This is a genomic window from Halomonas saccharevitans (assembly GCF_900116405.1).
Lineage (GTDB): Bacteria > Pseudomonadota > Gammaproteobacteria > Pseudomonadales > Halomonadaceae > Halomonas > Halomonas saccharevitans.
Genome location: NZ_FPAQ01000044.1, coordinates 1 through 26,542 on the forward strand (window position 1 = coordinate 1; position 26,542 = coordinate 26,542).

Annotated in this window: 27 protein-coding genes and 1 pseudogene; 17 read left to right on the forward strand and 11 right to left on the reverse strand. The window is 67.5% G+C overall.

Translation table 11 applies throughout. The features are described from left to right. Positions 1-90 precede the first annotated feature (90 nt). Together BM388_RS15400 and BM388_RS15405 are read right to left on the reverse strand one after the other, a co-directional pair. Positions 91-717, reverse strand: coding sequence for a TetR family transcriptional regulator C-terminal domain-containing protein (locus tag BM388_RS15400; protein WP_089851763.1), 627 nt, complete (start codon positions 715-717; stop codon positions 91-93). A 4-nt stretch (positions 718-721) separates the two neighbouring features. After that, complete coding sequence (locus BM388_RS15405; RefSeq protein WP_089851765.1) at positions 722-1,597, reverse strand: dimethylarginine dimethylaminohydrolase family protein; 876 nt, start codon at positions 1,595-1,597, stop codon at positions 722-724. Positions 1,598-1,716: 119 nt separating this feature from the next. On the opposite strand from BM388_RS15405, the gene BM388_RS15410 reads away from it, so the two are divergent. From BM388_RS15410 to BM388_RS15425, 4 genes are read left to right on the forward strand one after another with little or no spacing between them, the layout of a single operon-like run. Further along, complete coding sequence (locus BM388_RS15410) at positions 1,717-2,499, forward strand: amino acid ABC transporter ATP-binding protein (protein WP_217641087.1); 783 nt, start codon at positions 1,717-1,719, stop codon at positions 2,497-2,499. 11 nt (positions 2,500-2,510) lie between these two features. Beyond that, positions 2,511-3,284 carry a transporter substrate-binding domain-containing protein gene (locus tag BM388_RS15415; RefSeq protein WP_089851769.1) on the forward strand — a complete coding sequence of 258 codons (774 nt, stop codon included), beginning with the start codon at positions 2,511-2,513 and terminating at the stop codon, positions 3,282-3,284. A 43-nt stretch (positions 3,285-3,327) separates the two neighbouring features. After that, positions 3,328-4,050, forward strand: coding sequence for an ABC transporter permease (locus BM388_RS15420; RefSeq protein ID WP_089851771.1), 723 nt, complete (start codon positions 3,328-3,330; stop codon positions 4,048-4,050). After that, on the forward strand, positions 4,043-4,813 hold the full coding sequence (locus BM388_RS15425; protein WP_089851773.1) for an ABC transporter permease: 771 nt from the start codon (positions 4,043-4,045) through the stop codon (positions 4,811-4,813). Before BM388_RS15420 ends, BM388_RS15425 begins: the two co-directional genes overlap by 8 nt. A 64-nt stretch (positions 4,814-4,877) precedes the next feature. Here BM388_RS15425 and BM388_RS15430 read toward each other — a convergent pair whose 3' ends face one another. Further along, the gene (locus BM388_RS15430; protein WP_089851774.1) at positions 4,878-5,864 is read right to left on the reverse strand and encodes a DUF1853 family protein; all 987 of its coding nucleotides are present in this window, start codon (positions 5,862-5,864) and stop codon (positions 4,878-4,880) included. A 91-nt stretch (positions 5,865-5,955) separates the two neighbouring features. Here BM388_RS15430 and osmF point away from each other — a divergent pair, with 91 nt between their 5' ends. The 9 genes from osmF (at position 5,956) to BM388_RS15475 (ending at position 16,715) form a co-directional block, all read left to right on the forward strand. After that, positions 5,956-6,870 carry a glycine betaine ABC transporter substrate-binding protein OsmF gene (gene osmF, locus BM388_RS15435; RefSeq protein WP_089851809.1) on the forward strand — a complete coding sequence of 305 codons (915 nt, stop codon included), beginning with the start codon at positions 5,956-5,958 and terminating at the stop codon, positions 6,868-6,870. Positions 6,871-6,877: 7 nt separating this feature from the next. After that, the gene (locus BM388_RS15440) at positions 6,878-8,044 is read left to right on the forward strand and encodes an ABC transporter permease (protein WP_089851776.1); all 1,167 of its coding nucleotides are present in this window, start codon (positions 6,878-6,880) and stop codon (positions 8,042-8,044) included. Beyond that, complete coding sequence (locus BM388_RS15445) at positions 8,041-8,985, forward strand: ABC transporter ATP-binding protein (protein WP_089851778.1); 945 nt, start codon at positions 8,041-8,043, stop codon at positions 8,983-8,985. Before BM388_RS15440 ends, BM388_RS15445 begins: the two co-directional genes overlap by 4 nt. Then, entirely contained in the window at positions 8,978-9,706 is a 729-nt protein-coding gene (locus BM388_RS15450) for an ABC transporter permease (RefSeq protein WP_089851780.1), read from the forward strand. The genes BM388_RS15445 and BM388_RS15450 overlap by 8 nt, the downstream gene beginning before the upstream one ends. A gap of 183 nt (positions 9,707-9,889) precedes the next feature. Beyond that, positions 9,890-11,110 carry a thiamine pyrophosphate-dependent dehydrogenase E1 component subunit alpha gene (locus BM388_RS15455; RefSeq protein ID WP_089851782.1) on the forward strand — a complete coding sequence of 407 codons (1,221 nt, stop codon included), beginning with the start codon at positions 9,890-9,892 and terminating at the stop codon, positions 11,108-11,110. 1 nt (position 11,111) lies between these two features. Next, positions 11,112-12,089, forward strand: a complete 978-nt coding sequence (locus BM388_RS15460) for an alpha-ketoacid dehydrogenase subunit beta (protein WP_089851784.1) — start codon at positions 11,112-11,114, stop codon at positions 12,087-12,089. 28 nt (positions 12,090-12,117) lie between these two features. Next, the gene (locus BM388_RS15465) at positions 12,118-13,800 is read left to right on the forward strand and encodes a dihydrolipoyllysine-residue acetyltransferase (RefSeq protein WP_089851786.1); all 1,683 of its coding nucleotides are present in this window, start codon (positions 12,118-12,120) and stop codon (positions 13,798-13,800) included. 174 nt (positions 13,801-13,974) lie between these two features. Beyond that, positions 13,975-15,822, forward strand: a complete 1,848-nt coding sequence (locus BM388_RS15470) for a protein kinase domain-containing protein (protein ID WP_089851788.1) — start codon at positions 13,975-13,977, stop codon at positions 15,820-15,822. Between the two features lie 50 nt (positions 15,823-15,872). Next, positions 15,873-16,715, forward strand: coding sequence for a hypothetical protein (locus BM388_RS15475; protein ID WP_089851790.1), 843 nt, complete (start codon positions 15,873-15,875; stop codon positions 16,713-16,715). Positions 16,716-16,747: 32 nt separating this feature from the next. Here BM388_RS15475 and BM388_RS15480 read toward each other — a convergent pair whose 3' ends face one another. From BM388_RS15480 to BM388_RS15495, 4 genes are read right to left on the reverse strand one after another with little or no spacing between them, the layout of a single operon-like run. After that, positions 16,748-17,266: a winged helix DNA-binding protein gene (locus tag BM388_RS15480; protein WP_089851792.1), complete on the reverse strand. Its 519-nt coding sequence runs from the start codon at positions 17,264-17,266 to the stop codon at positions 16,748-16,750. Positions 17,267-17,302: 36 nt separating this feature from the next. Next, the gene (locus tag BM388_RS15485) at positions 17,303-18,598 is read right to left on the reverse strand and encodes a TRAP transporter large permease (RefSeq protein WP_089851794.1); all 1,296 of its coding nucleotides are present in this window, start codon (positions 18,596-18,598) and stop codon (positions 17,303-17,305) included. 16 nt (positions 18,599-18,614) lie between these two features. Beyond that, the gene (locus tag BM388_RS15490) at positions 18,615-19,166 is read right to left on the reverse strand and encodes a TRAP transporter small permease (protein ID WP_089851796.1); all 552 of its coding nucleotides are present in this window, start codon (positions 19,164-19,166) and stop codon (positions 18,615-18,617) included. A gap of 54 nt (positions 19,167-19,220) precedes the next feature. Beyond that, positions 19,221-20,222, reverse strand: a complete 1,002-nt coding sequence (locus BM388_RS15495; protein WP_089851798.1) for a TRAP transporter substrate-binding protein — start codon at positions 20,220-20,222, stop codon at positions 19,221-19,223. 220 nt (positions 20,223-20,442) lie between these two features. Between BM388_RS15495 and BM388_RS15500 the strand changes: the two genes are divergently transcribed. Genes BM388_RS15500 through BM388_RS15510 form a run of 3 tightly spaced genes read left to right on the forward strand, consistent with a single transcriptional unit; the run spans position 20,443 to position 22,864 of the window. Beyond that, positions 20,443-21,198 (forward strand): 5-oxoprolinase subunit PxpA, encoded by a 756-nt coding sequence (locus tag BM388_RS15500; RefSeq protein ID WP_089851800.1) that lies wholly within the window; start codon positions 20,443-20,445, stop codon positions 21,196-21,198. Then, a complete protein-coding gene (pxpB, locus tag BM388_RS15505; RefSeq protein WP_217641088.1) occupies positions 21,195-21,923 on the forward strand; it encodes a 5-oxoprolinase subunit PxpB in 729 nt (242 codons plus the stop codon). Before BM388_RS15500 ends, pxpB begins: the two co-directional genes overlap by 4 nt. Further along, positions 21,920-22,864 carry a 5-oxoprolinase subunit C family protein gene (locus BM388_RS15510; protein WP_089851802.1) on the forward strand — a complete coding sequence of 315 codons (945 nt, stop codon included), beginning with the start codon at positions 21,920-21,922 and terminating at the stop codon, positions 22,862-22,864. Before pxpB ends, BM388_RS15510 begins: the two co-directional genes overlap by 4 nt. Positions 22,865-22,925: 61 nt before the next feature. Here BM388_RS15510 and BM388_RS15515 read toward each other — a convergent pair whose 3' ends face one another. The 4 genes and pseudogenes from BM388_RS15515 to tnpA all read right to left on the reverse strand — a co-directional run. Then, a complete protein-coding gene (locus BM388_RS15515; RefSeq protein ID WP_089851804.1) occupies positions 22,926-23,135 on the reverse strand; it encodes a hypothetical protein in 210 nt (69 codons plus the stop codon). Between the two features lie 108 nt (positions 23,136-23,243). Beyond that, complete coding sequence (gene csiR, locus BM388_RS15520) at positions 23,244-23,930, reverse strand: DNA-binding transcriptional regulator CsiR (protein WP_089851806.1); 687 nt, start codon at positions 23,928-23,930, stop codon at positions 23,244-23,246. Between the two features lie 159 nt (positions 23,931-24,089). Then, positions 24,090-25,811: a SulP family inorganic anion transporter gene (locus tag BM388_RS15525; protein WP_089851807.1), complete on the reverse strand. Its 1,722-nt coding sequence runs from the start codon at positions 25,809-25,811 to the stop codon at positions 24,090-24,092. Between the two features lie 142 nt (positions 25,812-25,953). Further along, positions 25,954-26,253, reverse strand: a pseudogene (gene tnpA, locus BM388_RS15530) (IS200/IS605 family transposase); the annotation flags it as partial. Between the two features lie 64 nt (positions 26,254-26,317). Here tnpA and BM388_RS15535 point away from each other — a divergent pair. Next, the coding region (locus BM388_RS15535) for a transposase (protein ID WP_139233960.1) at positions 26,318-26,542 on the forward strand (225 nt) is incomplete at its 3' end.

The window sequence follows — 26,542 nt, forward strand, 5'->3', positions numbered from 1 at the left end:
CCGCTACGACAAGTTGGCCAGCAGCTTCAGAGCGATGGTATGCCTGGCCTGCATAGATCGTTGCCTACGTGCTGACTTTCCAGACAGAACCTAGCTTGCAGCTGTTCGAGAGACGGGAACGCCTAGCAGCCGCGAGGCGGCGTCGAGGCCAATGGCCTGGAATTCCTGCACGTCGAGGCTCTCCGCGGACAGCGCGCCCTCGATCCATAGGCCATCGATAAGGCCGTTGACGGCGACGGATAGGCGTCGCAGTTCGTTGTCGTCCGGGGTCAGGCCGTGCTCTGCCAGCGCTTCGTGGATGAGGTCTCGAAAGGCCTCTGTGGTGCGGGCGTACCAGTGTCGGCGTATGTCGGCCATAGCCTCGTCGCGATGGGCCAGCGGCAGGAAGTTGGCCCACAGCAGCAGGCTCTGTGATGTCACGATCGGTGGCGAGAGGTTGGCCAGCAGATAGCGCTCCAGGCGCTCGGCAGCCGATAGGTAGCTGCCGTCGATGGCGCCGTGAGCCGCCTCGAACAGATGCTCCAGAAAGCTCTGATAGGCGGCCCGGAGAATGCCATCCTTGCTCTTGAAATAGAAGCGAATAAGGCCGTTGGTGACCCCGGCGTAGCCGGCGATGTTGCGCACCGTGGCCGCGGAGATGCCTTCCCTTGCGATGCACGTGAGGGTGGCATCGATCAGGGCGCTCTCGCGATCATTGCTAGCACGCCGGGTCGTCATGGGCTCAGGCCTCGCGAAGGATCGGGTTGGTCAGGCAGGTGGGGCCTCCCTCGCAGGCCATGCAGAGAGCGTCGCCGGCGAAGGTGCGCACCCGGATCCCGTGTTGCTCCATGACGGCCTTGGTGGCCGGAAAGCCGTCGATCATCAGGCAATCACCGGGCGACAGCGGCATGACGTTCAAGTTCAGGCCCAGGGAATCATGGAACTCGGCCTCGGGGGCCGCCACCAGGGTGATACCACGCGACTTCATCAAGGTCCACAGGGCGGCCGGAATCAGCTTGGGGTGTACCAAGTAGAGCTCGTCGGTGAGCGGCGAGATGACCGACATCAGGTGCAGGCAGGCAGCCTCGCCGTCCCACACCGGCAGATCGAAGCCGAGCACCTCGATGCCGTGCGGGTTGAGCAGGGCATTCAACTGACCCACGCCCTCGCGATTGGAGCGAAAGCCCATGCCCACGACCAGGGTGCTGTCATCGAGCCAGAGGGTGTCGCCCCCCTCGACGCAGGCCTCGCCGGTCAGCCTTCCGAGCACCGGGATGCCCGCCGCTTCGTAGTGGCGCCCGTGCAGTTCGGGTTCGGCGGCACGCAGCGGCTTGCCCATCTTGAGCAGCACGGCACCGGCGCGCGTGATCAGCGAGGCGTCGCGCGTGAACATGGCGTCCGACAGGCCGTCTCCCTCGTCCTCTATCCAGACGATCTCGGCCCCGGAGGCCTTGACCAGTTCGGCGAAGGTGTCGTATTGGGTGATCGCCTTGTCGGCATCGAAGTGGTCGTTGTAGTGCCACTCGGCGGGATCCGCTGCGCGCAGGCTGGCACCGGGGCGGCGCATCAGGACTCGGGTCATGGGGGCGGCCATGGAATGGCATCCGAAGTGTGACATGGGCTGGCTCCGAAGCAGCGGGGGGATCGTTGACTCGCATGTTATACAGATGCATAGTTTATGCAACCGCATAAAAACAACCTCACATCCGGGAGCACGACTTGCGTGATGCATCGACTATGACCGCCCCCCGAGGCGGCGCCGTGATCGAGGTCGAGGACCTGCACAAGGCCTATGGCAGCGCCCGGGTCCTCAAGGGCATCGATCTCGCTGCCGGGCGGGGTGATGTCGTGGCGCTGATCGGCAGCAGCGGTTCGGGGAAGTCCACGCTGCTGCGCTGCCTCAACCTGCTCGAGACGCCCACCTCCGGTTCGTTACGCCTGTTGGGGGAAGCCATTCCCTTTCGCGGCCATGGGGCACAGCGCCAGCCCGCCGATCGCCGGCAGCTGCGTCGCCTGAGAGCGCGCCTGGGCATGGTCTTCCAGGGCTTCAACCTGTGGCCGCACATGACCCTGGAAGCCAACGTCATGGAAGCGCCGATGCAGGTGCTGAAGCGCTCGCGAGCCGAGGCCCGCGACGAGGCTCGGGCCCTGCTGGAGCGGGTCGGTCTCGACCATCTGCGCGACGCCTACCCGGCGACGCTGTCCGGCGGCCAGCAGCAGCGGGGCGCCATCGCTCGGGCCCTGGCGATGGGGCCCGAGGCGCTGCTGTTCGATGAGCCGACGTCGGCGCTGGATCCCGAGCTGGTGGGCGAGGTGCTGGCGGTGATGCGCGATCTCGCCAAGGAGGGCCGCACCATGATCATCGTGACCCATGAAATGGCGTTCGCCGCCGATGTGGCGGACCGGGTGGTCTTCCTCGATCAGGGTGAGATCGCCGAACAGGGGCCCCCCGAACGGGTTTTCGGTGCCCCGCATACCCAGCGACTGCAACGGTTTCTGGGCCTGGTCAGTCCATCCTGAGGAGAACAACAATGCAACGACAGCTGCTAGCTATCCTGACCACGGCGGCCCTGGTGCCTCTGGCCCAGGCCGAGGTGACCCGCGTCGGCTTTGCCACCGAGCCCTACCCGCCCTTCGCCACACCGGATGCCAGTGGCGAGGTGAACGGCTGGGAGGTGGATATCACCCGGGCGGTCTGCGCGGCCGCCGAGCTTGAGTGCGACATCGTCACGACCTCCTGGGACGGCCTGATTCCTGCCTTGACTGGTGACAAGATCGATTTCATCGCTGCGTCGCTGAGCATCACCGACAAGCGCCGTGAGACCATCTCCTTCTCGGACAAGTACTACCAGACGCCTGCGGCGCTCGCCGGCGCCAAGGGCGTCGAGCTTGAGGTGACGCCGGCTGGCCTCGCCGGCAGGACGCTCGGGGTCCAGTCGGCCTCGATCCACCAGGCCTATGCTCAGGCGCATTTTCCCGAGGCGACCCTGCGCGAATACCAGACCCAGGATGACGCCCATCAGGATCTGTTCGCCGGACGCCTGGATGCCACGCTGGCGGATCGTCTGATCATCGAGCAGTTTCTGGGCAGCGAGGAAGGCCAGCTGTGCTGTGAGATGCGGGGCAGTGTCTCCGAGGATCCCGAGACGCTGGGGGAGGGCATCGGCTTCGGCGTTCGCCAGGGCGACGGTGCCTTGCGAGAGCGGCTCAATGAAGCGATCGCCGAGGTTCGAGAAAACGGTACCTATGACGAGATAACCGCGCGCTATTTCGACTTCGATATCTACGGCGAGCCGGATACCTGAGGGTTAGGGCGATGACGAATCAGGCAGGGAGTCGTCCCGGGCCATGAGCTATCGTGACATGAGCATCGGAGAGCTGCTCGCGCTGGCGCCGCCCGGCTGGGGTGGCGCTCTGCTCAACGGGTTATGCCTGTCGCTGCAGGTCGCCGGCGGTGGCTACTTTCTGGGGCTGCTGATCGGCATGGCCGGAGCCGCCAGTAAGCTCTCCGGCGGCCCTGTCGCCCGTGATCTCTGGGCGTGCTACACCACCGGAATTCGCGCGGTGCCGGAGCTGGTACTGATCCTGCTGCTCTACTTCGCCGTGCCGGAGGCGCTCAACGGGGTGTTGACATCGATTGGCGTCGGCGAGGTGAGTATCGGTCCCTTCGTCTCCGGCATCGTCGTGATCGCCCTGGTTCAGGGCGCCTATGCCACCGAGGTGATGCGCGGCGCGATTCGTGCCATCCCTCGCGGCCAGATCGAGGCGGCCTATTCGTTGGGCATGTCATCCGCCAAGACCTTTCGGCGCATCACCCTGCCGGCCATGCTCCCCGGGGCGTTGCCGGGGCTCTCCAATCTTTGGCTGATCGCTACCAAGGACACGGCGCTGCTGGCGGTGGTCGGCTTCACGGAATTGACCCTGGCCGCCCGTCAGGCGGCCGGTGCCACCAAGCACCACCTGCTTTTCCTGTGCGCGGCCGGTGTGCTCTACCTGCTCGTCTCGCTGATCTCGAACGCGGTGTTCAAGGCGTTGGAGCGTCGTGCGACCCGGGGGATGTCGCATGGCTGACTCGCGTCTACCACCGCATCGACTCGGGCTGATCGCCGTCGCACTGGTGATCGTCACGCTGATGGTCGTCCAGATGCAGTGGGGGTGGCTGCCCGAATACCGAGAGGCCATTCTCGACGGTCTCTGGTTGACCGTGGTGCTGATGGTGACCACCAGCGTGGCGGGTTTCCTGCTGGCGATTCCGCTTGGGCTGGTGCAAGTCAAAGGGCCGCGTCCGTTGGCCTGGCTGGCCCGGGGCTTCTGCACCTTGATTCGCGGCACTCCATTGCTGCTGCAGGTCTGGCTGCTCTACTACGGGCTTGGTTCCCTGTTCCCCTACCTGCCCGGCGTGCGACAGAGCTGGCTATGGCCCTATCTGATCGAGTCCTGGCCGTATGCCTTTGCGGCCCTGACGCTGTCGTTCGCCGGCTACGAGGGCGAAGTGATGCGTGGGGCCTTTGCCGGTGTGCCCAAGGGCGAGTTGGAGGCGGCCCGCTCGTTGGGGATGCATCCGCTGACGATCCTGCGCCGCATCTGGCTGCCCCGCGCCGTGCAGCGCGTGCTGCCGACCCTCAACGGCGAGCTGGTCATCCAGCTCAAGGCCACGCCGTTGGTCGCCACCATCGCCGCCGTGGACACCTATGCCGTGTTCGGACGCATTCGCCAGGAGACCTACATGGTCTATGAGCCACTGTTACTGATGGCCCTGATTTACCTGGTCCTGGCTGGTCTGATCACCCTGGCCTTCGCTGCCATGGAGCGTGCCGGGTCCAGGGGGCGATAGCCGCGCCCTCGCTGACACCGGCGGCCGTCTACCGTCTAAATGCCTGGCCTCAGGCCCGGCGTTGTTACATCGGCGGCAGCGGGATCTGGCGCGGCCAGTCGTTAGGCACCAGGACGAAGCGCCTGGCGGCATTGTCGGGATGGTGAAGCACGATCTGGATGGGCCGAGCGGCGGCCTGGAAGTGTGCCGTCAGCCTTCTGCTCAGCGTCGACAGGGATTCCAGATCCTCATGGCGGGGCAGGGCGAGCCAGTGCGGCTTGTGCAGCCAGGCGCCGCGCGTGCCCGGCGGCAGGCAGGCGCTCAACCGGGGCCAATCCTGCACGTACAGCCAGCGGCCTCGCAGGTGGTCGGGCGTGGCGTCGCGCGGCGCCGGCAGAGCAGCGTGCCAGGGATAGAAGAGCACCCCCGGCATCGCCAGCCGCACGGCCGTGGCGGAATCGTTTGCCGAGGAGGGCTGTTCTGCCGGATCCGTGGGCGATAGAAGCGGATGAAGCGCCTCGATGGCCTCCGGAGTTCGCGCCAGTCGCAGTTGGTGATGGAAGAGGTGGTCGCGCTTGGCGAGCAGGCTGTCGGCACCGCCCGGGCCGATCCAGCGCGCCTGGCTGTCCGGCGTGCCGGGCCCCTCGACGAGTCCCAGATAGAACTTGATCGCCACCTCCAGGTGCACCGGGCGAGGATCGTCGCGGCGCGCGTAGAGCAGGTCCAGCTCGCCCAGAGTGCGCTTGCCCTGATAGATGCGCAGGTTGTGGGCCAGCAGTCGCGTGGCGGGCGCCTCGTCGAGCAGGAACTGCCAGAGCCGTTCATGATAGAGCCCCATCCGCCCGCGCAGGGCGGGGGCGAGATGCGACTCGAGGCGGCTCGGCGAGCGCTCGCGTTCCAGAAGCCAGGCCGCCAGGCGTTCGTCATCGGCGAGGCCAAGCTCGGCGCGGGTTGGGCGCGTGGCCCCGGGCATGTCGACGAGGCACGGCGCCAGCAGGATCCAGCCCAGGTCGCGGACCAGCGGATGACGGCAGTGATCGAGCAGGCGTTGCGCCGAGGCGGAGAGGGGCATGGCGATGAACCGACGTTGACGCCCGTGTCTGACATTGAAGCTGTACAGGCCTTATACTCAGGATACATTCATAAGGAACCGGGTGAACATGATGATTCGTCCTCTGTCCCGCTGCGTCTCCCTGGCGGCCGCGTCGCTGATCACCATCTCCGCGGCCCAGGCCCAGGATCCCGTGGTGATCTCCTCCAAGATCGATACCGAAGGCTCGGTGCTCGGCCAGCTGATCCTGCAGCGACTGGAGCAGGGCGGCGTCGATGTCGAGGACCGCCTGCAGCTCGGCGGCACCAGCATCGTGCGCGAGGCGCTGTTGGCTGGCGAGATCGATCTCTACCCCGAGTACACCGGCAACGGCGCCTTCTTCTTCGACATGACCGACAGTCCGGTGTGGAACGACGCCACCGAGGCCTACGAGACCGTGCGGGAGCGCGACGCCGAGGCGAACGATCTCGTCTGGCTGACGCCGGCCGAAGCCAACAACACCTGGGCGATCAGCGTGCGCGGCGAGTTGGCCCGCGAGCATGAGCTGTCGAGCCTCGAGGATCTGGCGAGCTACCTCGACGACGGCGGCGAGTTCAAGCTGGCGGCGAGCGCTGAGTTCGTGGAGTCGCCCCAGGCGCTGCCGGCCTTTCAGTCGGCCTACGGCTTCGATCTCGGTGAAGAGGAACTGCTGGTACTCTCCGGCGGCAACACCGCGGCGACCATGCGCGCCGCCGCCCAACAGACCAGCGGCGTCAATGCGGCCATGACCTACGGCACCGACGGCGGCCTGCAGGCCCTGGACCTGGTGGTCATGGATGACACCCTTGGCGTGCAGCCGGTCTATCAGCCGGCGCCAGTGGTCCGCGAGGCGATTCTCGACCAGCATCCCGAGATCGCTACCCTGCTCGAGCCGGTCTTCCAGGCGCTGGACAAGGAGACCCTGCAGCGCCTGAACGGCGACGTGGCGGTGAACGGGCGCGCCCCGGACGCCGTGGCGGCCGAGTTCCTCGATACCCTGGGCAACTGAGGCGACCTTGCCCTTTGATCGCCCCCGTTACAATGTCGTGCTGCTGAGCCTGTCGCTGGTCGGCCTGCTGGTCTGGCTGGCCCTCGATACGGTGAGCGTGGCGCCCAACCGCATCGTCCCCGGTACCTCCCATGGCCTGGCGGAGTCGCTCGGCTGGGGCGGTGTCCTGGTCTCGGCGCTGCCCCTGCTGGCGCTAGCGGCGCTGGCCCGGCGGCCGACGCCGAAGAGCCTGCGCATCGCCCTGGGGCTCGTCGTGGTGCAGCTCGCCACGCTTCCGCTATGGCTGTCCCTGGCGGCGCATCGCCTGGTCGATCCCGGTGCGGTGGGCGCGCGCCTAGGGATCGGCGCCGGCGTCTGGCTGCTGCTGTTCCTGCTGCTGATGCTGCTGGTGGAGCTGCGCAGCCGACTAGCGATATCGCGCCTGGCCGGTGCGGCGCTGCTGGTGATGCCGCTGGCCGTGCTCGGATGGTGTCTCACCCAGTGGCTCGCGCCCCTGGCGCTGTGGCAGGAATACCTGGGGCGTCGCGACCAGTTCCTCGGCGCCATCTTCGAACACCTGGCGCTGGTTGGCGTCGCGGTGGGGGTGAGTCTTGTGCTCGGGGTAGCCGCAGCGCTGGCCATGCGCCGCTGGCAGGCCGCCCAGCGGATCGGCTTTGGCGTGCTCAATTTCCTGCAGACCATCCCCAGCATTGCGCTCTTCGGCCTGCTGCTGGCGCCGCTCGCCTGGCTCTCGGCGCACGTCGAGTGGCTGGCGGCACTGGGGGTCAGCGGTATCGGCTGGGCCCCGGCGCTGCTGGCGCTGGTGGGCTACAGCCTGCTGCCGATGGTGCGCAACACCTTCGTGGCACTGGAGGCGGTGGACCCCGGCGTCATCGACGCCGCCCGCGGCATGGGCATGAGCCGCGGCCAGGTGTTTCGCCAGGTTCGACTGCCGCTGGCGCTCCCGGTGATCCTCGAGGGCGTGCGCATCACCACGGTGCAGGCTATCGGGCTGACTGCGGTGGCCGCGCTGATCGGCGCCGGCGGCCTTGGTACTTTCATCTTTCAGGGACTCGGGCAGGCCGCCATGGACCTGGTGCTGCTGGGCGCGCTGCCCATCCTGGTTCTGGCGCTGGTCGCCGACGCCCTGCTGGGGGCACTGACCGACACGCTACGCCCGGGAGGGGCCGAATGATCGATCTGATCCACGTCACCAAGCGCTTCGGTGATGCCGTCGCGGTGGACGACATCTCGCTGAGCGTGGCGCGCGGTGAGCTCTGCGTGCTGGTCGGCACCTCGGGCTGCGGCAAGTCGACCACGCTGCGCATGATCAACCGCCTGATCGAGCACAGCGAGGGCGAGATCCATATCGACGGCCAGCAGATTCGCGACTTCCGCGAGGAGCACCTGCGCCGGCGCATGGGCTACGCGATCCAGAGCACGGGGCTCTTCCCCCATTGGACGGTGGCGCGCAACATCGGCCTGGTGCCGCGCCTGCTCAAGTGGCCGGCCGCTAAGGTCAGGGCGCGGGTCGAGGAACTGATGGCGCTGCTCGGGCTCTCCATGGCGGAGTTCGCCAACAAGTATCCCCATCAGCTCTCCGGCGGCCAGGCACAGCGGGTGGGCGTCGCCCGGGCGCTGGCGGCGGACCCCGAAATCCTGCTCATGGACGAGCCCTTCGGTGCCCTGGACCCGCTGACCCGCGAGAGCCTGCAGGAGGAGCTGCGCGAACTGCAGTCGCGGCTGCAGAAGACCATCGTCTTCGTCACCCACGACATGGACGAGGCCCTGCGGCTGGCGGATCACCTGGTGGTGATGCACCAGGGGCGGATCAAGCAGCAGGGGCGGCCGCTGGAGCTGCTGCGCGAGCCGGCGGATGACTTCGTCGAGTCGCTGCTCGGCGGCGAGGATCGCGGCCTGAAGGAGGCGGCGCTGCTGCCGGTCAGCCAGCGGATGCTGCCGCTGGGGCCGCGCCTGCTGGCGCGCGAGCGTATCGTCCAGCAGGCCAGCCTGCGCGAGGCGTTGTCGCTGATGCTGTGGCGCCATGCCGAGCGGCTCACCGTGGTCGACGATGACGACCTGCCGGTGGGCGAGCTCTCCCTGCGCCGCCTGGTGGGGGTGCGCAGCGATGACTGAGTGTCGCCGGCTGATCGTGCCGCTGTGCTGGTTCTCGCTGCTGCTGGCCGCCACCCTGGGCATGGGGCAGCTGGAGGGGCTCTTCCGCGTCATCGAGCCCGGCAGCCGCCAGGTGATCTATGAACGTGCCGATTTCCTGAGCCTGCTGGGCCGCCATCTCTCGGTGGTGGGCGCGGCGGCGGTGCTGGCGATCCTGATCGGGGTCGGCGCCGCCATCGCCGTGACTCGCCCGCGGGGTCGCGACTTCCTGCCGCTGGTCAGCCAGCTGGCGTCCATGGGGCAGACCTTTCCGCCGGTGGCGGTGCTGGCGCTGGCCGTGCCGGTGCTGGGGTTTGGGACCTTGCCGATCATCGTCGCGCTGCTGCTCTACGGGCTGCTGCCCATCGTGCGCAACACCCTGGTGGGGATCCTCGGCATCGACCCGTCGGTGCGCGAGGCGGCGCGGGGCATGGGCATGAGCAGCGGCCAGATCCTGCGCCAGGTGGAGCTGCCCCTGGCCGCCCCGGTGATCCTCGCCGGCATCCGTACCTCGGTGACCATCAACATCGCCACGGCGGCCATCGGGGCCACCGTGGGGGCGAGCAACCTGGGCGACCCGATCATCTCGGGGATCGTCAATGGCAACACCGCCTATGTGATTCAGGGGGCGCTGCTGATCGGCCTGCTGGCCCTCAGCGTCGATAGCCTCTTCAGCCGGTTGCCGTCGCCCATCGTGCGTTGATTGCGCGTATCTCACTCGCCTCACTTACCTGCCATTCACTCGCGCGCTCGCGCTAGATCGGGGACTACCCAACTCGTCCAGTTTACGTTAACGTCAAGACTGTTGCGTTGACCGGCCCCGGGGCGACCCCCTGGCGGACCGGAACATTAAAGACAACACTGCCCCCAAAAGGGGCACAGGATCATGACGATGACAACAACAGCGGACATTCACGAGCCGACCTTCCTGGCCGGTGACGAGTTCAGCATTCCGACCTTCCGCCTGCTCAAGCAGGACGGCACCCTGTATGAGGGAGCGAAGGCGCCCGAACTCGACAAGGAACGGGCCCTGGCCATCTACCACGCCATGGTCGCCACCCGGGTGCTCGACGAGCGCATGCTCGCCGCCCAGCGCCAGGGGCGCCTCTCCTTCTACATGCAGTGCACCGGCGAAGAGGCCGCGGTGGTCGGCGCCACGGCGGCGCTGGACGACGCCGACATGATCATGGCCCAGTACCGTGAGCAGGGCGCCCTGATCTATCGCGGCTTCACCTTCGACGAGTTCATGAACCAGCTGTTCGGCAACGAACTGGACTACGGCAAGGGTCGCCAGATGCCGATCCACTACGGGTCGCGCAAGCTGCACTACATGACCATCTCGTCGCCGCTGGCGACCCAGATTCCCCAGGCCACCGGCTACGCCTACGGCCAGAAGCTCGCCGGCGACGGCCAGTGCACCGCGGTGTTCTTCGGTGAGGGCGCCGCCTCCGAGGGCGACTTCCACGCCGCCCTGAACATGGCGGCGGTCCACGAGGCGCCGGTGATCTTCTTCTGCCGCAACAACGGCTATGCGATCTCCACGCCCTCCATCGAGCAGTTCGCCGCCGACGGCGTGGCGCCGCGGGCCTTCGGTTATCGCATGCACGTGATCCGCGTCGATGGCAACGACATCCTGGCGGTCTACTCGGCCACACAAGAGGCGCGCCGGATCGCCGTGGAGCACAACCAGCCGGTGCTGATCGAGGCCATGAGCTATCGCCTGGCCGCCCACTCCTCCTCGGACGATCCCTCCGGCTATCGCTCGAAGAAGGAGGAAGAGGCCTGGCGGGAGAAGGATCCCCTCCTGCGCATGCAGCGCTGGTTGGACGACCTCGGCTGGTGGAGCGACGACGAGGAGAAGGCGCTTCAGGAGAGCCTGCGCCGCGAGGTGCTGGAGACCATGAAGCGGGCCGAGAAACGTCCGCCGCCGCCCCTGGACAGCCTGGTGACGGATGTCTACGCCGACGTCACCCCTGAGCTGCAGCGTCAGCTCGACGCGCTGAAGCGTCATATCCGCCAGTATCCGGACGCCTATCCCAAGGGGGCGCGTGCCCTGGACCCGGACGTGCGAGCCGGCGACGACACCGCGGCCAAGGGAGAGAAGTGAGATGCCGACCATGAACATGCTGCAGGCCATCAACAACGCCCTGGACATCGCCATGGGCGAGGACGAGAAGGTGCTCTGCTTCGGCGAGGACGTGGGCAGCTTCGGCGGCGTCTTCCGCGCCACCAGCCACCTGCAGGAGAAGTACGGCCGCGCGCGCTGCTTCAACACGCCTCTTGTTGAGCAGGGCATCGTCGGCTTCGCCAACGGTCTGGCCGCCCAGGGCTCGGTGCCGGTTGCCGAGATCCAGTTCGCCGACTACATCTTTCCGGCCTTCGACCAGATCGTCAACGAGACCGCCAAGTTCCGCTATCGCTCCGGCGATCTGTTCAACGTCGGCGGCCTGACCATCCGTGCGCCCTACGGCGGTGGCATCTCCGGCGGGCTCTATCACTCCCAGTCGCCGGAGGCCTACTTCGCGCATACCCCCGGTCTCAAGGTCGTGGTACCGCGCGATCCCTACCAGGCCAAGGGCCTGCTGCTGGCCGCCATCCGCGACCCGGATCCGGTCATCTTCTTCGAGCCCAAGCGTCTCTATCGCGCCTCCGTCGGCGAGGTGCCGGAGGAGGACTACCAGCTGCCCATCGGCGAGGCCGAGGTGACCAAGGAGGGCACCGACGTGACCCTGGTCGGCTGGGGCGCGCAGATGGAGGTGATCGAGCGTGCCGTGGAGCTGGCCGAGAAGGACGGCATCTCCTGCGAGGTGATCGATCTGAGAAGCCTCTTGCCCTGGGATGAGGACACCGTGGCCGAGTCGGTCTTCAAGACCGGTCGACTGGTGATCACCCATGAGGCACCGCGCACCGGGGGCTTCGCCGGCGAGATCGCCGCAGCCGTCCAGGAGCGCTGTTTCCTGTACCTGGAATCGCCCATCGCCCGGGTGACCGGCCTGGATACGCCCTTCCCGCTGACGCTGGAGAAGGAGTATCTGCCGGATCACCTGAAGATCGTCGAGGCCATCCGCGAAAGCGTGAATTTCTGACGACCGGATCCAGGACAGGAGAGACAAGATGACAGATTTCAAGCTGCCCGATATCGGCGAAGGTATCGTGGAGTGCGAGGTGGTGGAGTGGCGCATCCAGGAGGGTGACGTCATCGAGGAGGACCAGCCGGTGGTCGAGGTGATGACCGACAAGGCGCTGGTCGAGATTACCGCCCCCGAGGCGGGCCGGGTCTCCCGGCTCTTCGTGCCCAAGGGCGAGATCGCCAAGGTGCATGCGCCGCTGTTCGCCTACGAGGCCGAGGGCGAGTCGGCCGGGTCCCCCGAGACATCATCGGTCGATACATCGGCGCCTGAGCAGAAGACCGATCAGCCGGAGAGCCAGGCTGCGCCCGCCGATCGGCAGGAGGGCGCACGCCCGGCCGCGCCCGCCAGCGCCGCTGCCAAGGACTTCATCCTGCCGGACCTCGGCGAGGGCATCGTCGAGTGTGAGGTGGTGGAGTGGCGCATCGCCGAGGGGGAAACCATCGAGGAGGACCAGCCGGTCGTCGACGTGATGACCGACAAGGCCATGATGGAGATCACCGCCCCCGAGGCGGGGCGCGTGGCGAAGCTCCACGTGCCCAAGGGCGAGATCGCCAGGGTGCACTCGCCGCTGTTCGCCTACGAACCGGCCGACGGTGACACCACCGATGGCGAGCCAGCCGGCGGCGCGCACGCGTCGTCCGCCGCGACCTCGGGTGCGACGCCACAAGCGGCCGCAACGAACGCACCCGCCGGCGCGTCCGGTGAGATGTCCCGTGAGACGAGCGGGCAGGGTCCCCATGGGCGGATTCCGGCGAGCCCGGCGGTGCGCCGCCTGCTGCGCGAGCACGGGCTGCGCCTGGAGCAGGTGCCGGGGTCCGGCAAGCAGGGCCGGGTGCTGAAGGAGGACGTCCAGGCCTTCCTGTCGCGCGGCGAGACGGAAAGCGTAGACGCGTCTCCCGCCGCGGCGTCGCCGGCTGCCGATAAGTCCCAGGCGCCCGCTCGCTCAGCAAGCTCCGAGGGCGAGGTGCGCGTGGAGCCGATGCGCGGCATCCGCGCCGCCATGGCGCGCAAGATGGTCGCCTCGGCCTCCACGATCCCGCACTTCCAGTACGGCGAAGAGCTCGATGTCACCGAACTGCTGGCGCTGCGCGAGCGCTTGAAGCCCGAGGCTCAGGCCCGGGAGGCGCGCCTGACGCTGATGCCCTTCTTCATGAAGGCGATGGCGCTGGCGATCCGCGACTTCCCGATCCTCAACAGCCGGCTCAACGAGGCGGGCGACGAGATCCACTACCTGCCGTCGTGCAACATCGGCATGGCCGTGGACGGCAAGGCCGGCCTGATGGTGCCCAACGTCAAGGGCGTGGAGCGCTTGAGCCTGCTTCAGATCGCCGGCGAGATCCAGCGTCTGACCGAGGGTGCCCGCGAGGGCAGAGTGGCCTCCGCGGACCTGCAGGAGGGCACGATCAGCATCTCCAATATCGGTGCCCTGGGCGGCACCTACGCCGCCCCGATCATCAACGCCCCGGAGGTGGCCATCGTGGCCATCGGCAAGACCCAGTGGCTGCCGCGCTTCGATGCCGACGACAACGTCGTCAAGCGGGCGATCATGACCATCACCTGGGCGGGGGATCACCGGCTGATCGACGGCGGCACCATCGCCCGCTTCTGCAACGCCTGGAAGGGCTATCTTGAAGCCCCGGAGACGATGCTCCTCCATCTTGGATAAGCACATATGCTCCAGCTCCCAACCATGCCGGGGACCGGGGGCAAGGCGTAGCGAGGGTCCTTTGCCAAGGATGGCAAAGGTAGCGCCCAAGGATGGGTTTACAGCGCCCTCGCGGAGGCTTGCCGACGGGAGGCCCGACGCTAATCCGCTGGAGTGTGCAAGGAATCCCACGTCATGACCCAGGCGTCCCTGCAGCAGTTCTACATCCCGGAAGAGCAGTCGATCTATCTGCTCAGCCACGACGACGCCCGAAAGCTCAAGGCGTGGGTGTCGCTGTGTCAGGCCCAGCTGGAGCAGCTGGGCTACCGGGGGATCGAGCTGATCGGCAAGGGCGCCTACGGCTTCGTGTTCGCCGGCTTTACCGGGGTGGGCGAGGAGTACGTCTTCAAGTTCACCCGGGTCAACCTGCCCCAGCGCCTGCAGGACCGCCTCGAGGAGGAGGCCTTCATGCTGGAGCAGGTCGACCATCCGCGCGTTCCGAAGCTGATCGTCTTCCAGCGGGTCCGCCGCCAGTCGATCCTGGTGATGCAGCGGGCGCCGGGCTTCAATCTCGAGGAAGTCTCGCTGCAGCGGGGACGGCTCTCGCCGCGCCTGGTGGTGCGCATCGCCGACCAGCTGGCCGATATCCTGCGCGCCCTGCGCCGGGAATCGGGGCCCGCCGGCAAGCCGGTGGTGCACGGCGACATCAAGCCCTCCAACCTGGTCTTCGACGTATCAAACGAGACCATCGCGCTGATCGACTGGGGCTCCTCGGTGTTCGCCCAGCTCGATGCCAACCAGCAGTTCGTGGCGACCAACGTCATGGAGCTGATGTCGGACAACCTGCAGCAGACTAACGCCCGCCTGGGCGATGTCTATTTCATCGGCGAGGAGCAGTTGAACGGCGCGCTCTCCTCGCCGCGCTTCGACGAACAGGGCGCGGCCGCCACCCTCTATGCGCTGGCCTCGGCGCAGTCCTGCCGCTTCGGCCATCGGGCCATTCCGGCCACCTCCCTCGGCCTGCCCATGGAGTTCGCACGCATGCTCGACGGCATGCTCGATCCCGACCCGCGCACGCGCCGGCGCGCCGGCGATCACTTCATCCGCGAGATGCCGCGCCTGGGTCGGCTGGTGATGCTCGACCTGCCCACGACCCAGGAGGCGCCGCTGGTGCCGGTCTGGAGCCGTCCCGCCGGACGCGAGATCGATACCGTCGTCTACAGCTCGCGCAAGTCCTTCCTGCGCGAGGAGGGCGGTCGCGAGACACTGAACGACGTCAACGACGTCCAGCTCGATCGCTATTACAAGAACTTCATGCAGAACATGGGCGAGACCGAGAAGGCCTTCCTGGCCGCGGTCAGCCGGCTGGGCCGCTATCCGGTGGTCGGCGGGCTGGCGGTGCGCTGGGAGGCCGAAGGCGTCTACATCGACACCTCGCTCAACCTGCACGACCCCGACCTCAAGCCGGCCTTCATCGCCGCGGTCAACAACATGGTGACGCTCGCCCGGGCGATCCATCGCCGCGGGATCTTCAAGAGCTGCCTGTTCAATGCCCGCGACACCCTGCACCTGGAGCGCGAGAGCGTCGATCGGCCCTTCGTGCTCACCCCCGGCATGCGGCTGCACTACGAGGTCAGCGCGGTGCCGGAGCTCGAGGACCGCTCGCGCCTGCACAGCTACTTCGAGGACGGCCCGGATCCCGAGGAGTTCCTGGTGCTGCCCGAGGCGATCATCACCTCGCTGGAGGCGCTCAACGATATCCACCATACCGGCATGATCATCTTCGAGGCGTTGCCCGAGCACCTGAAGATCCATAGCCACTACCGGCTGCTCGACCCCTCCCGGGAAGCGGAGTTTCGTCGCCGGCTCGAGGATATCCTCGATGCGGTGGGGCTGATCGAGGGGCTCGGGGTCTCGGGCTTCATGAAGATGCCCTACAAGGACACCCGCTTCTTCGCCCACATCGAACGCCAGCCCGAGCGTTTCTATCCGCGCAATCCTCGCCAGGCGGCCGAGCTGTCGGCGGCGCGCGAAAGCCAGTAGGCTAAGGGCTTACCGGGTTTCTCGTCGCACAGGGAGGTGGGTCGACGCCTATGATCCAGCTGTTGCTGATCAAGCTGCTGGCGACGGCTGGCATCGTGATGCTCGTCGCGCTGTCGGTGGGCCGCCTGGGTCCCAGGCTCGGCGGCATCCTCGCCGGCACCCCGGTGATTCTCGGGCCCGGCTACTTCTTCATGCTGCGCGAGCAGTCGGCGGACTTCGTGCAGCAGGCCGTGCTCTCGACCCTGCAGGCGCTGGTGGCGACGCTGCTCTTCACGGTGTGCTTCGTGGTGAGCGCAGCACGGCGCTCGGCCCTTCATAGCCTGGCGCTCTCAAGCCTGCTCTGGGTGCCCGGCGCGCTGCTGTTCACCCGGCTGCCGGGCGAGCTCGTTGGCGTGGTCGTCGCCTTCCTAGCGGTGCTGGCGCTGGCGGAAGGGATCAACCGCCGACTGAGGCTGGGCCAGCCGGTGGTGGTGGCCAGTGCCGGCTGGTTCGACCTGCTGCTGCGCGGGCTCCTGGCGGGGACGCTGGTGAGCCTGGCGACGACGCTGGCCGCACGCTCAGGGCCGGCCCTCTCCGGCGTCATCCTCGGCTTTCCGGTCGGTATCCTGACCATCGCCTGGGCGCTCTCCGAGCGCTACGGGGTCGAGGTGGCCCGCATGACCGTCAGCATGACCCAGCGGGGCATGCTGAGCCTGCTCGCCTTTTGCGTCGTCAGCTATCTGGGCGTGGGCCACCTGCCGGGCATGCTGGTCTTCGCCCTGTCGCTGTCGGCGTCGATGACCACCAGCTTCCTGCTGTTCATGTTCAGTTTGTGGCGGGCCCGGCGGCTCTACCCCAGCCACCAGCGCCTTAGTGTTGGTGAATCCAGCATCGCGGTCGACCCGGAACCCTGACCGCCGCTGCGCGAAACCCGGAGGGGGCTCGCCTAGAGCGAGGCGGCGGAGCGCGCGGCCTGGTCGTAGAGCCCGGACATGGCCCGCAGCAGGCCCGCCAGGCGGCTCATCTCCTCGCGCTCGATGCCCATGGAGGAGAGCGAGTCGACCAGGCAGGCCTCGCGGATCTCGGCGTAGCGGCTGCAGGCCTCGCGGCCAAGCTCGGTGGTGCGAAACAGCGTCTCCTTGCCCTGCTTCTCGCCGGCCACCAGCCCCAGGCGCCCCAGCTTCTTCAGGGCATAGGTGACCGTGTGGGTATCCTCGACGTTGAGCACCAGGCAGATATCCGCCTGGCGCTTGGCGCGCTCCCGGTGGTTGACGCTGTGCAGCACCAGCACGTCCAGGGCACCGAGCTCCGGATAGCCGCTGGCCGTCATGCAGCGCACCATCCAGCGGTCGAAGGCGTGGCCGGAGATGATCAGGCCGAACTCGAACTCCGAGAGCTCCTGGCTGCTGCGCGACAGGTGCTCCGAGGAGACGATGGGGCCGCGGGGTGTCCGTTCACGCGTCATGTGCTGCTCCTTGTCGATGAGTCCAAGCGGTCGAGGTCAGTTGCCCATGGCCTGGGGCAGCCAGGTCACGATGCCGGGGAAGACGCTTATCAGCACCACGCCGAGCATCATCAGGAAGAAGAACGGCATGGCGGCCCAGGCGATCGACAGGATGTTGCGCCCCGTCATGCCCTGTAGCACGAAGAGGTTGAAGCCCACCGGCGGGGTGATCTGCGACATCTCCACCACGACCACCAGGTAGATGCCGAACCAGATCAGGTCGATGCCGGCGGCCTCGACCATCGGCAGCATGATGGACGTGGTCAGCACCACCACCGAGATACCGTCGAGGAAACAGCCCAGCAGGATGAAGAACAGCGTCAGGGCCGCCAGCAGCATGACGGGCGAGAGCCCCAGGGTGCCGATCCAGGCGGCGAGCTCACGCGGCAGGCCGGTGAAGCCCATGGCCGCGGTGAGAAAGGCGGCGCCGGCGAGGATGAAAGCGATCATCGTCGAGGTGCGCACCGCACCGAGGAGGGCATCGCGGAACACCGCGCCGTCCATGCTGCCCTGGACGCGGGCCAGCAGCAGCGAGAGCACCACCCCCACGGCCGCCGCCTCGGTGGGCGAGGCGAGCCCCGCGTAGATCGAGCCGATGACCCCGACGATCAGGGCCAGCAAAGGGATCAGTCGGCGCGCACGGCGCAGCTTCTCGCCCAGCGGTAGGCCGGTCTCGGCGGGAGGGACCTTGTCCGGGAAGCGCCAGGACCAGAGCATCAGGTAGCCGGCGAACAGCGAGATCAGCAGCAGGCCCGGAAAGATGCCGGCCATGAACAGCCGCGCGATCGACTGGTCGGTGGCAACGCCATAGACGATCAGGATGATCGACGGCGGAATCAACAGCCCCAGGGTCGCCGAGCCCGCCAGGGTGCCGATCACCAGCTGCTCGTCATAGCCGCGGCGGGTGAGCTCGGGAATGGTCATCTTGCCCATGGTGGCGCAGGTGGCCGCCGAGGAGCCGGATACGGCGGCAAACAGTCCGCACCCCACCACGTTGGTGTGCAGCAGGCGGCCCGGGATGCGCTGCATCCAGGGGGAGAGGCCGGTGAACATGTCGTCGGCGAGCCGCGAGCGGAACAGGATCTCGCCCATCCAGATGAACATCGGCAGGGCCGTAAGCTCCCAACTGTAGCTCTCGCCCCAGACGTTGGAGGCGAGCACGTCGCCGGTGGGCACCGAGGTGAACTGCGAGAGCCCGAGCCAGCCCAGCCCCAGCAGCGAGAAGGCCACCCAGACGCCGCTGCCGAGCAGCAGCATCAGGGTGACGAAGAGGACCGTCATCATCACGAGCATGGTGTGTCTCCGGGGCTCATTCTTGGCCGCTGTCGTCGATGGTAAAGGTGGCGGGCCGGGTCACGGCGATCACCAAGGTCGCCCACCAGGCCTCGGCAAGGGCCAGGCATAACAGCACCACGCCGGCAAGCATCGCCGACTGGGGAATCCACAGCGGGATGCGCAGCAGGCCGTAGGAGGTCTCGTTGAAGGCGATGCTGTCGGCCAGCAGCCAGTAGAGGTACCAGCCGAGGTAGAGGCCGAGGATCAGCGCGATGCTCAGGCAGAAGACCTCGACGAAGGCGCGTGGGGCCGGCGAGAGGCGCCCGACCAGCAGCGTCACGCGGATATGGCCGCCGTGCACGAAGGTGTAGGCGAGCCCGAGGAAGCTGGCGCCGACCAGCAGGAAACCGGAGATCTCGGCGAGGCCGGGAATCGCCAGGCCGATGCGGTCGCCGCCGAGCGCCGTGGCGATACGGTCGACGATGCGCCCGAGGACCTGGGCGGTGATCAGCGCACAGATCAGGCACAGGCACAGGGCGGCCAGGTAGCCGCCCAGCTGATAGAGGGGTCTGAGGCGATAGGTCATGGAAGGGTCCAGAGGCAGCTGCCGGGGCTTGAGACCCCGGCAGGGAGGGCGGAATCAGTCGCGAGCGGCCTCGTAGGCCTCGAGGATGGCGGCGCCCTGATCACCGGCGCGGCCGGCCCACTCCTCGGTCATGGTCGCGCCGACCTCCTCGAGCAGAGTGGCGAGTTCCGGGGTCGGCTCGCTGACCTCGATGCCGTTCTCCTTGAGCACCGCGAGGGCGTCGTCGGTCTCCTGGCGGCTCATCTCCCAGCCGCGGGTCTCGGCCGCGTCGGCCGCCTCGAGAACGGCTTCCTGAGTCGCCTCGTCGAGACGCGAGAAGGCCTTCTCGCTGACGATCACCATGTTCTTCGGCAGCCACAGCTGGGCATGGTTGAAGTGGCTCAGGTAGTCCCAGGCCTTGGTATCGGCGCCGGTGGCCGGCGAGGTGATCATGGCGCCGACGCGCCCGGTGCTGAAGGCGGTGGGAATGTCCGGTACCTCGACCTGGGTCGGCACGGCGCCGACCAGCTGGGCGAAGCGCTCGCTGGCGGTGTTGTAGGCGCGCATGCTCAGGTTCTTGAGGTCGTCGGGCCCCTCCACCGACTGCTGGGTGTAGATGCCCTGGGGCGGCCAGGGCACGGCGAACAGCAGGCGCAGCCGCTGCTCGGCGAGCTCCTCGGCGATGACCTCTCGGGAGGCCTCCCAGAGGGTCTCGGCATCCTCGTAGCTCGACGCCAGGTAGGGCACGGAGTCGACCTCGAAGATCGGATTCTCGTTGGCCAGGCGCGACATGATCAGCTCGCCGATGGGCACGATGCCGCGCCGCACCGAGTTCTTGATCTCGGCATGGCCGATCAGCGAACCGTTGGAGTGCACGGTGATGTCCAGCTCGCCATCGGTGGCCTCGCGTACGTCATCGGCGAACTCGCGGATGTTGACGGTATGGAAGGTCATGTCGCCATACGGCGTGGGCATGTTCCACTCGGTCGCCGCCTGGGCGGTGCCGCCCAGGGTGGCTAGGCTGAGACCAATGGCGGCGGCCGAGGTCAGAGACAGGAGAGGGAAGCGGGCAGTCATGGGCGGTACCTCGTGTCGGATGCTTGTGATTGTTGCGGGACGGCGGGCGGCGTCGCAGGACGCCGCGGGCGAATCGTCTCGAACCAGTCTAGCGGGTGTTTGGACGGCAGATTAGGGAGGCGAGGGAGGTCGAGTCAACGATATGTAGACTAAAGAACGATGTGTTATCGATAAAACGTTGATAAATTCTCGATGAATTCAGGTTTCTAGGAGATGGAGCATGAAACGCCTGCTGCTCAATGCCGATATGGGCGAGAGCTTCGGTCCCTGGGTCATGGGACTGGACCACGAGGTCATGCCCCACGTGGACCTGGCCAACGTCGCCTGCGGTTTCCATGCCTCCGACCCCGACGTGATCCGCATGACCGTGCGGCTCGCCAAGCGTCACGGCGTCACCGTCGGCGCCCACCCGGCCTATCCGGACATGGTCGGCTTCGGCCGGCGTTCGATGGCCTGCTCGGCCGAGGAGATCGAGAACCTGGTGCTCTACCAGGTCGGCGCCCTGGCCGGGGTCTGTCGGGCCGAGGGCCTGGAGGTCGGCTACGTGAAGCCCCACGGCGCGCTCTACAACGACATGATGCGCGATCCCGACATCCTCGAGGCAGTGATGCGCGCGCTCACGGCCTTCGATGCCCGTCTGCCGCTGATGGCGATGGCCACCCGTGATCCTTCCGCAGCGCGCGAGCTGGCCGAGCGCCACGGCGTGACCCTGTGGTTCGAGGCTTTCGCCGATCGCGCCTACGATGGCGAGGGGCGGCTGGTCTCACGGCGCGAGCTCGGCGCGGTGCATCACGACCCCGAGGTGATCGTCGATCAGGCACGGCGCATCGCCGGTGGCGAGCCGCTGACGGCAAGTGACGGCAGCCGCCTGGTGCTGGCCGCCGACACCCTCTGCGTGCACGGCGACAACGCCGAGTCGATCGCCGCCATCCAGGCGATCCGCGAGGCCCTCGATAGCCCGGCGAGCGCCTCGTGAGCGGTCCGTTTCCGAAGGGGCTGCCGCGCCTCGAGCCCGCCGGGCTCGATGGCTGTTTGGTGCGCCTGTTCGATGCCATCGACGAGGCCAACATGCCCTGGCTCACCGCCCTGGTGAGAGACTGCGAGGCGGCCTTCGGTGATCGGCTGATCGACCTGGTGCCGTCCTACACCACCCTGCTGGTAATCTTCGACCCGCTGCGGCTCTCGCCGGCCGAGGCCCGGCAGCGGCTGAGTGAGCTGCTGGCGCGGCTCACTCCGGACGAAGAGACGTCGTATGCCCCGGTGAAGGAGCTGCCGGTGTGGTACGACGCCTCGGTGGGGCCGGAGCTTGGACGACTGGCCGAACTCGCGGGCATGAGTCGCGACGAGGTCATCGCCTGCCATAGCGAGCGCGACTACCGGGTCTTCGCCCTGGGCTTCGCCCCTGGCTTCGCCTTCATGGGCAGCGTCGATGCTCGCCTCGAGGCGCCGCGTCTGGATACTCCCCGGCGCCGGGTGCCGGCGGGCAGCGTGGCCGTGGCCGGCCGCCAGACTTCGGCCTACCCCGCGGTCACCCCGGGGGGCTGGAACCTGATCGGACGCACCCCGGCGGTGCTCTTCGATCGCGACCGCGAGGGCTTCAGCCTGCTGCAGGTGGGTGATCGGGTGCGTTTCGTGCCCATCGAGCGAGCCGAGTTCGAACGCCTGGGCGGCGATTCCCGCCCGATGGAGGAGGCACGATGAGTGATGCCATCGACGGCCTGTGCGTGACGCGCGCCGGTCCCCTGGCGCTGCTCCAGGATGCAGGGCGTTGCGGCGTACGCCGGCTGGGCGTGACTCAGGGCGGTCCGGCGGACCAGCACGGCTGGGCCTGGGCCAACCACCTCGTCGGCAACGCCTGGGGCACGCCGGCGCTGGAGGTGACCTTCGGGGGGCTGGAGCTGGTGGCCGAACGGGCGCTGGTGGTGGCCGTGGCCGGGGCGGATCTCGCCGCGACCCTCGACGGCGAGCCGCTTCCCGGCTGGCGTTCGCTCGCGATCAAGGCCGGCCAGCGACTCGCCTTCGATACGCCGGTCAACGGCCTTAGGGCCTACCTGGCGGTCGCCGGGGGCTTCTCGGCGCCGCCAGTGCTCGGCAGCGTGTCCTGCGTGGTGCGCGAGGGGCTCGGCGGCCACGATGGCCAGGGCCAGCGGCTGGTCGAGGGTGACCGGCTGCGGGTCACGCCGTGTCGCGCCGGTAGCGGTCGCGAGAGGGCTGGAGAAGCTCCTCCCCAGGAAGCGATCGACTATCGGCAGCCGGCCGTGCTGTCGCTGTTGCCGGGGGCTCAGGTGGGGGAGTTCAGCGGGGAGAGTCTCTATCGGGCCTTCAATATGCCCTGGCGGGTCGATGATCGCGCCGATCGCATGGGCGTTCGCCTCGCCGGCCCGCCACTTCATTGCCGGGTGACCAGCATGATCTCCGAGGGTATTGGCCTGGGTGCCGTGCAGGTGCCGCCCGACGGTCAGCCCATCGCCCTGCTCAACGATCGCCAGACCATCGGCGGCTATCCCCGGCTCGGCGCCCTCACGCCGCTGGCCTGTTCACGGCTGGCCCAGTGCCTGCCGGGACAGGAGGTGCGGCTGAAGGCGGTGCCTTCCGAGCGCGCGCTCGACGAATACCGCCGCTTTCGCCGCACCTTCGCCTGAACGAGGCGCCGTCTCCGGCGCCTCTTCGCACGTCTCGCCAGGCACCTCTTCAGGCCCTCATTTACGCGCCCAGGCCGCTCTCGCGCAGCAGCTGGTCGATGCTGCGCTCGACGCGGGGGGCGCCGCCCTCTAGCAGCAGCTGGGTCTCCAGATCGCTCAGGCCGTCCTGCACCAGGCGCTCGATCAGCTCGGCCTTGGTGATGCCGGTATGCTGGCAGGCCTGCTCGAGGCGGGTCTCGATGTCGCGGGAAAAACGCAGCAGGTGGGGCATGGGAAGATTCCTTGCAGTGGGTCCATGTCGAGTTTCTCAACGACGCATGACACCATCATGACGCCTGGGCGGGACGAAGGGAATGCCCGGGCGCGTCGCGGCGAGGGCTCAGGCCAGTCCCTGGTGGCGCATGGCCTCGGTGATGATCGGCACCGGCGTCATCAGGTGGTCGCGCATCATCCGCGCGGCGCGGTCCACGTGGCGGGAGAGGATGACCTCGACCAGCGCCGCGTGCTCGTCGCGCTTGCGCGCCAGGGCGTCGTTCGAGAAGACCGTTTCGCGCAGCCACAGGTGGCGATAGCGTTCCACCTGGTCGAAGAGGCCCTCGCGGACCTTGAGCAGGTGGGGCGAGTCGCAGCCGGCGACGATGGCGGTATGAAAGGCCTTGTGACGAGTATCCCACACCTCGAGCAGCTCCTCGGGGCTGTTGACCTCGGTCACCTTGGCCAGGGTATGGGCCTTGGCCAGGATCTCGGCCTCCCAGTCATCGCCGCCACGCTGGATGGCCAGCTCCAGCAGCAGTCCCTCGAGCTGGGCCCGGGCATCGTAGAGATCTTTGAGCTCCGACAGCGACATGGGCGCGACCCGGTAGCCCCGCTGGCTGATCGCCACCACCAGATGCTCGGCCACCAGCTGCGAGAGGGCCTCGCGCAGGGGGCCGATGCCCAGGCCATAGCGTTCCTTGAGCCCGCTCATCCGCAATTTCTCGCCGGGCGTAAAGACGCCGCGGATGATGTCGTGCTTCAGCCAGTGATAGGCACTGACGCCGAGGTTCTGTTTCGAGGTGGTGTCCATGGCCCGCTGTCGTCCTGAGTGTCTCGGCCATCATACCCAATGATCGCCACTATGGTGAATCATGCGCCCTGATGCCAAAACATGGACGCTTACGGGAATGGTGGATATTTCGAGCCGCGCCAGGGCCGGTGCCGAGCGAGCGGCGCTTCGCAGCCGCCGTCAGTCGGCGGCCTCGCGGGGCTGGCGAAGCTCCTGCCAAGCCGCGTAGGTGCTGAGAAATACGCGTCCGGTCAGGTCGTCGAGGAAGTCGCTGCGCTTGAGCCGGTCCATCACAGGCCCCTTGACCTCGGCAAGGTGCAGGGTGACCGAGGAGTCCTGGAGCCGGGCGTTGATCGCCTCGAGGCTCTCCAGGGCCGAGGCGTCGATCAGGTTGACCGCCGAGCAGATCAGCACCACGTGATCAAGCTCGGGACGGCTCGCCACCAGGGCGTAGAGGGTGTCCTCGAGATAGCGGGCGTTGGCGAAGTAGAGGCTCTCGTCGACGCGCAGCATGGCCAGGTGGCTGACGGTCTCGGTCTGGTGGCGATGCACGCTGCGAAAGTGCTCGGTGCCCTCGATTCGCCCCACCAGCACGCTGTGCGGGCGGCTGGTGCGGTAGAGGAAGAGCCCGATGGAAAGCAGTACCCCCGAGATGATGCCGGCCTCCACGCCCTCCACCAGGGTCAGCACGATGGTCACCGCCATGGCCGAGAAGTCGCTGCGCGAGTAGCGCCAGGTCTGGCGCATCATCGGGATGTCCACCAGGGTCAAGATGGAGACGGTGATGGTGGCGGCCAGCGTGGCGATGGGCAGGTGATGCAGTAGCGGGGTCAGGGCCAGCGTGACCGCCGCGATGCCAAGCGCCGCGAAGAAACCCGCCATGGGCGTGCGCGCCCCGGACTCGAAGTTGATCACGGTGCGCGAGAGCCCCCCGGTGACCGGCATGCCGCCGGTGAAGGCGGCCGCGACGTTGGCGCCGCCCAGGCCCACCAGCTCCTGGTTGGGCGAGATCCGCTCGCGACGTTTGGCGGCGAGCATCTGCGCCATGGAGATCGACTCAACGAAGCCGACCACGCTGATCAGCAGCGCCGGGATCAGCAGCGTTCGCCACAGCGACGGCTCCAGCGGCGGCAGGGTCAGCGGCGGGAGCCCCCCGAGCACGGCACCGACCACCGCCACGCCCCGCTCGGCGAGTCCCTGCTGCCAGCTGAGCAGCGTGGTCACGATCACCGCGATCACCGGACCCGTGCGAGTCAGCAGCGCGGCGAGCCCCGCCGGCAGGCCCATCGAGAGCAAGAGACGCTTGCCAAACTGTCGGAGGCCCACCAGGAAGGCGAGGCAGCCCAGGCCCATCAGCAGGGTCGTCCCGTGGGTCCGGCCCAGGTCGCCGGCGAGGCTCGCCACCAGGTCCAGGGCGGTGAAGCCGCTGGCCTCGATGCCGAGCAGGTGGGCCGCTTGGCTGGCGGCGATCAGCACCGCCGAGGCGGAGAGGAAGCCGGCAATCACCGGGTGGCTCAGGAAGTTGGCGAAGAAGCCCAGGCGCAGCAGCCCCATGGCGGTCAGCATCAGCCCCGAGAGCAGCGACAGCACCAGCGCCGCCTGGAGGTACTCAGGCGTGCCCGGCGCGGCCACCCCCGAAAGCGCCGCCCCGGTCATCAGGGCGATGATCGCCACCGGCCCCACGGCCAGGGTGCGGCTGGTGCCGAGCAGCGTATAGGCCAGCAGGGGCAGGATGCTGGCATAAAGGCCGACCACCGCGGGAAGCCCCGCTAGCAGCGCATAGGCCAGCGACTGGGGAATCACCATGATGCTGACGATCACCCCGGCCAGCAGGTCGGCGCCGGCCAGGCGGCGGGTGTAGTGGGGCAGCCAGGTGAGGATCGGGAGGTAGCGCTTGAGCATCCTGTCACGCCGTGTCGGTGGCTTTGGCAGCGGGCGGTGACCCGCGGGAATGCCGTCCAGACTAAACGATATTGCTCTCTGAGTTCAGCGTGAACACTCGCCCACTCGGGTGGGAAGGTAAGCGGGGGCCGCGCAAGCGTCGCTATTCTGGTGTCTTTTGCCCATGCACATAAGCCTTGAGTGTCTCGATGGTGGCTCCGCCTGCGCTACAGGCGAAATATGATCTCGACCACAGCGCAGCGTTCTTGCTGAGGCGTGGAATGTGGGTATTCAAGAACCGTACCCGCCGAGACGAAGTGGACTTCAAGTTGTTGACCAGCACGCTGACCGCCAGCTTTGGCGGATATTCCACGAGCAAATGGACATGATCTTCTTCACCGTCGAACTCAAGGATGCGGCAGTCCAGCTTCTCGCACGCCGATTCAAGCGCCTCGCGCAACTGAAGTGGTCCCTGAAATTCGGACCAGGCGCTAAGCTCTGATCAGACCGACCAGGAGACCCTGATCATGAGCAAGACACGTCGGCAGTACAGCAGCGAGTTCAAGGCCAAGGTGGCCCTCGCCGCGCTGAAGGGCGACGAGACAACCTCGGCGCTGGCCGCTCGCTTCGAGATCCATCCGTCCATGGTGAGCCAGTGGAAGCGTGAGCTACTCGATAACGCTGCCGGTCTCTTCGAGGGTAGCAGCGGCAAGGCAGCGCAGAAGAACCAGGAGGAGGTCGATACGCTCTAC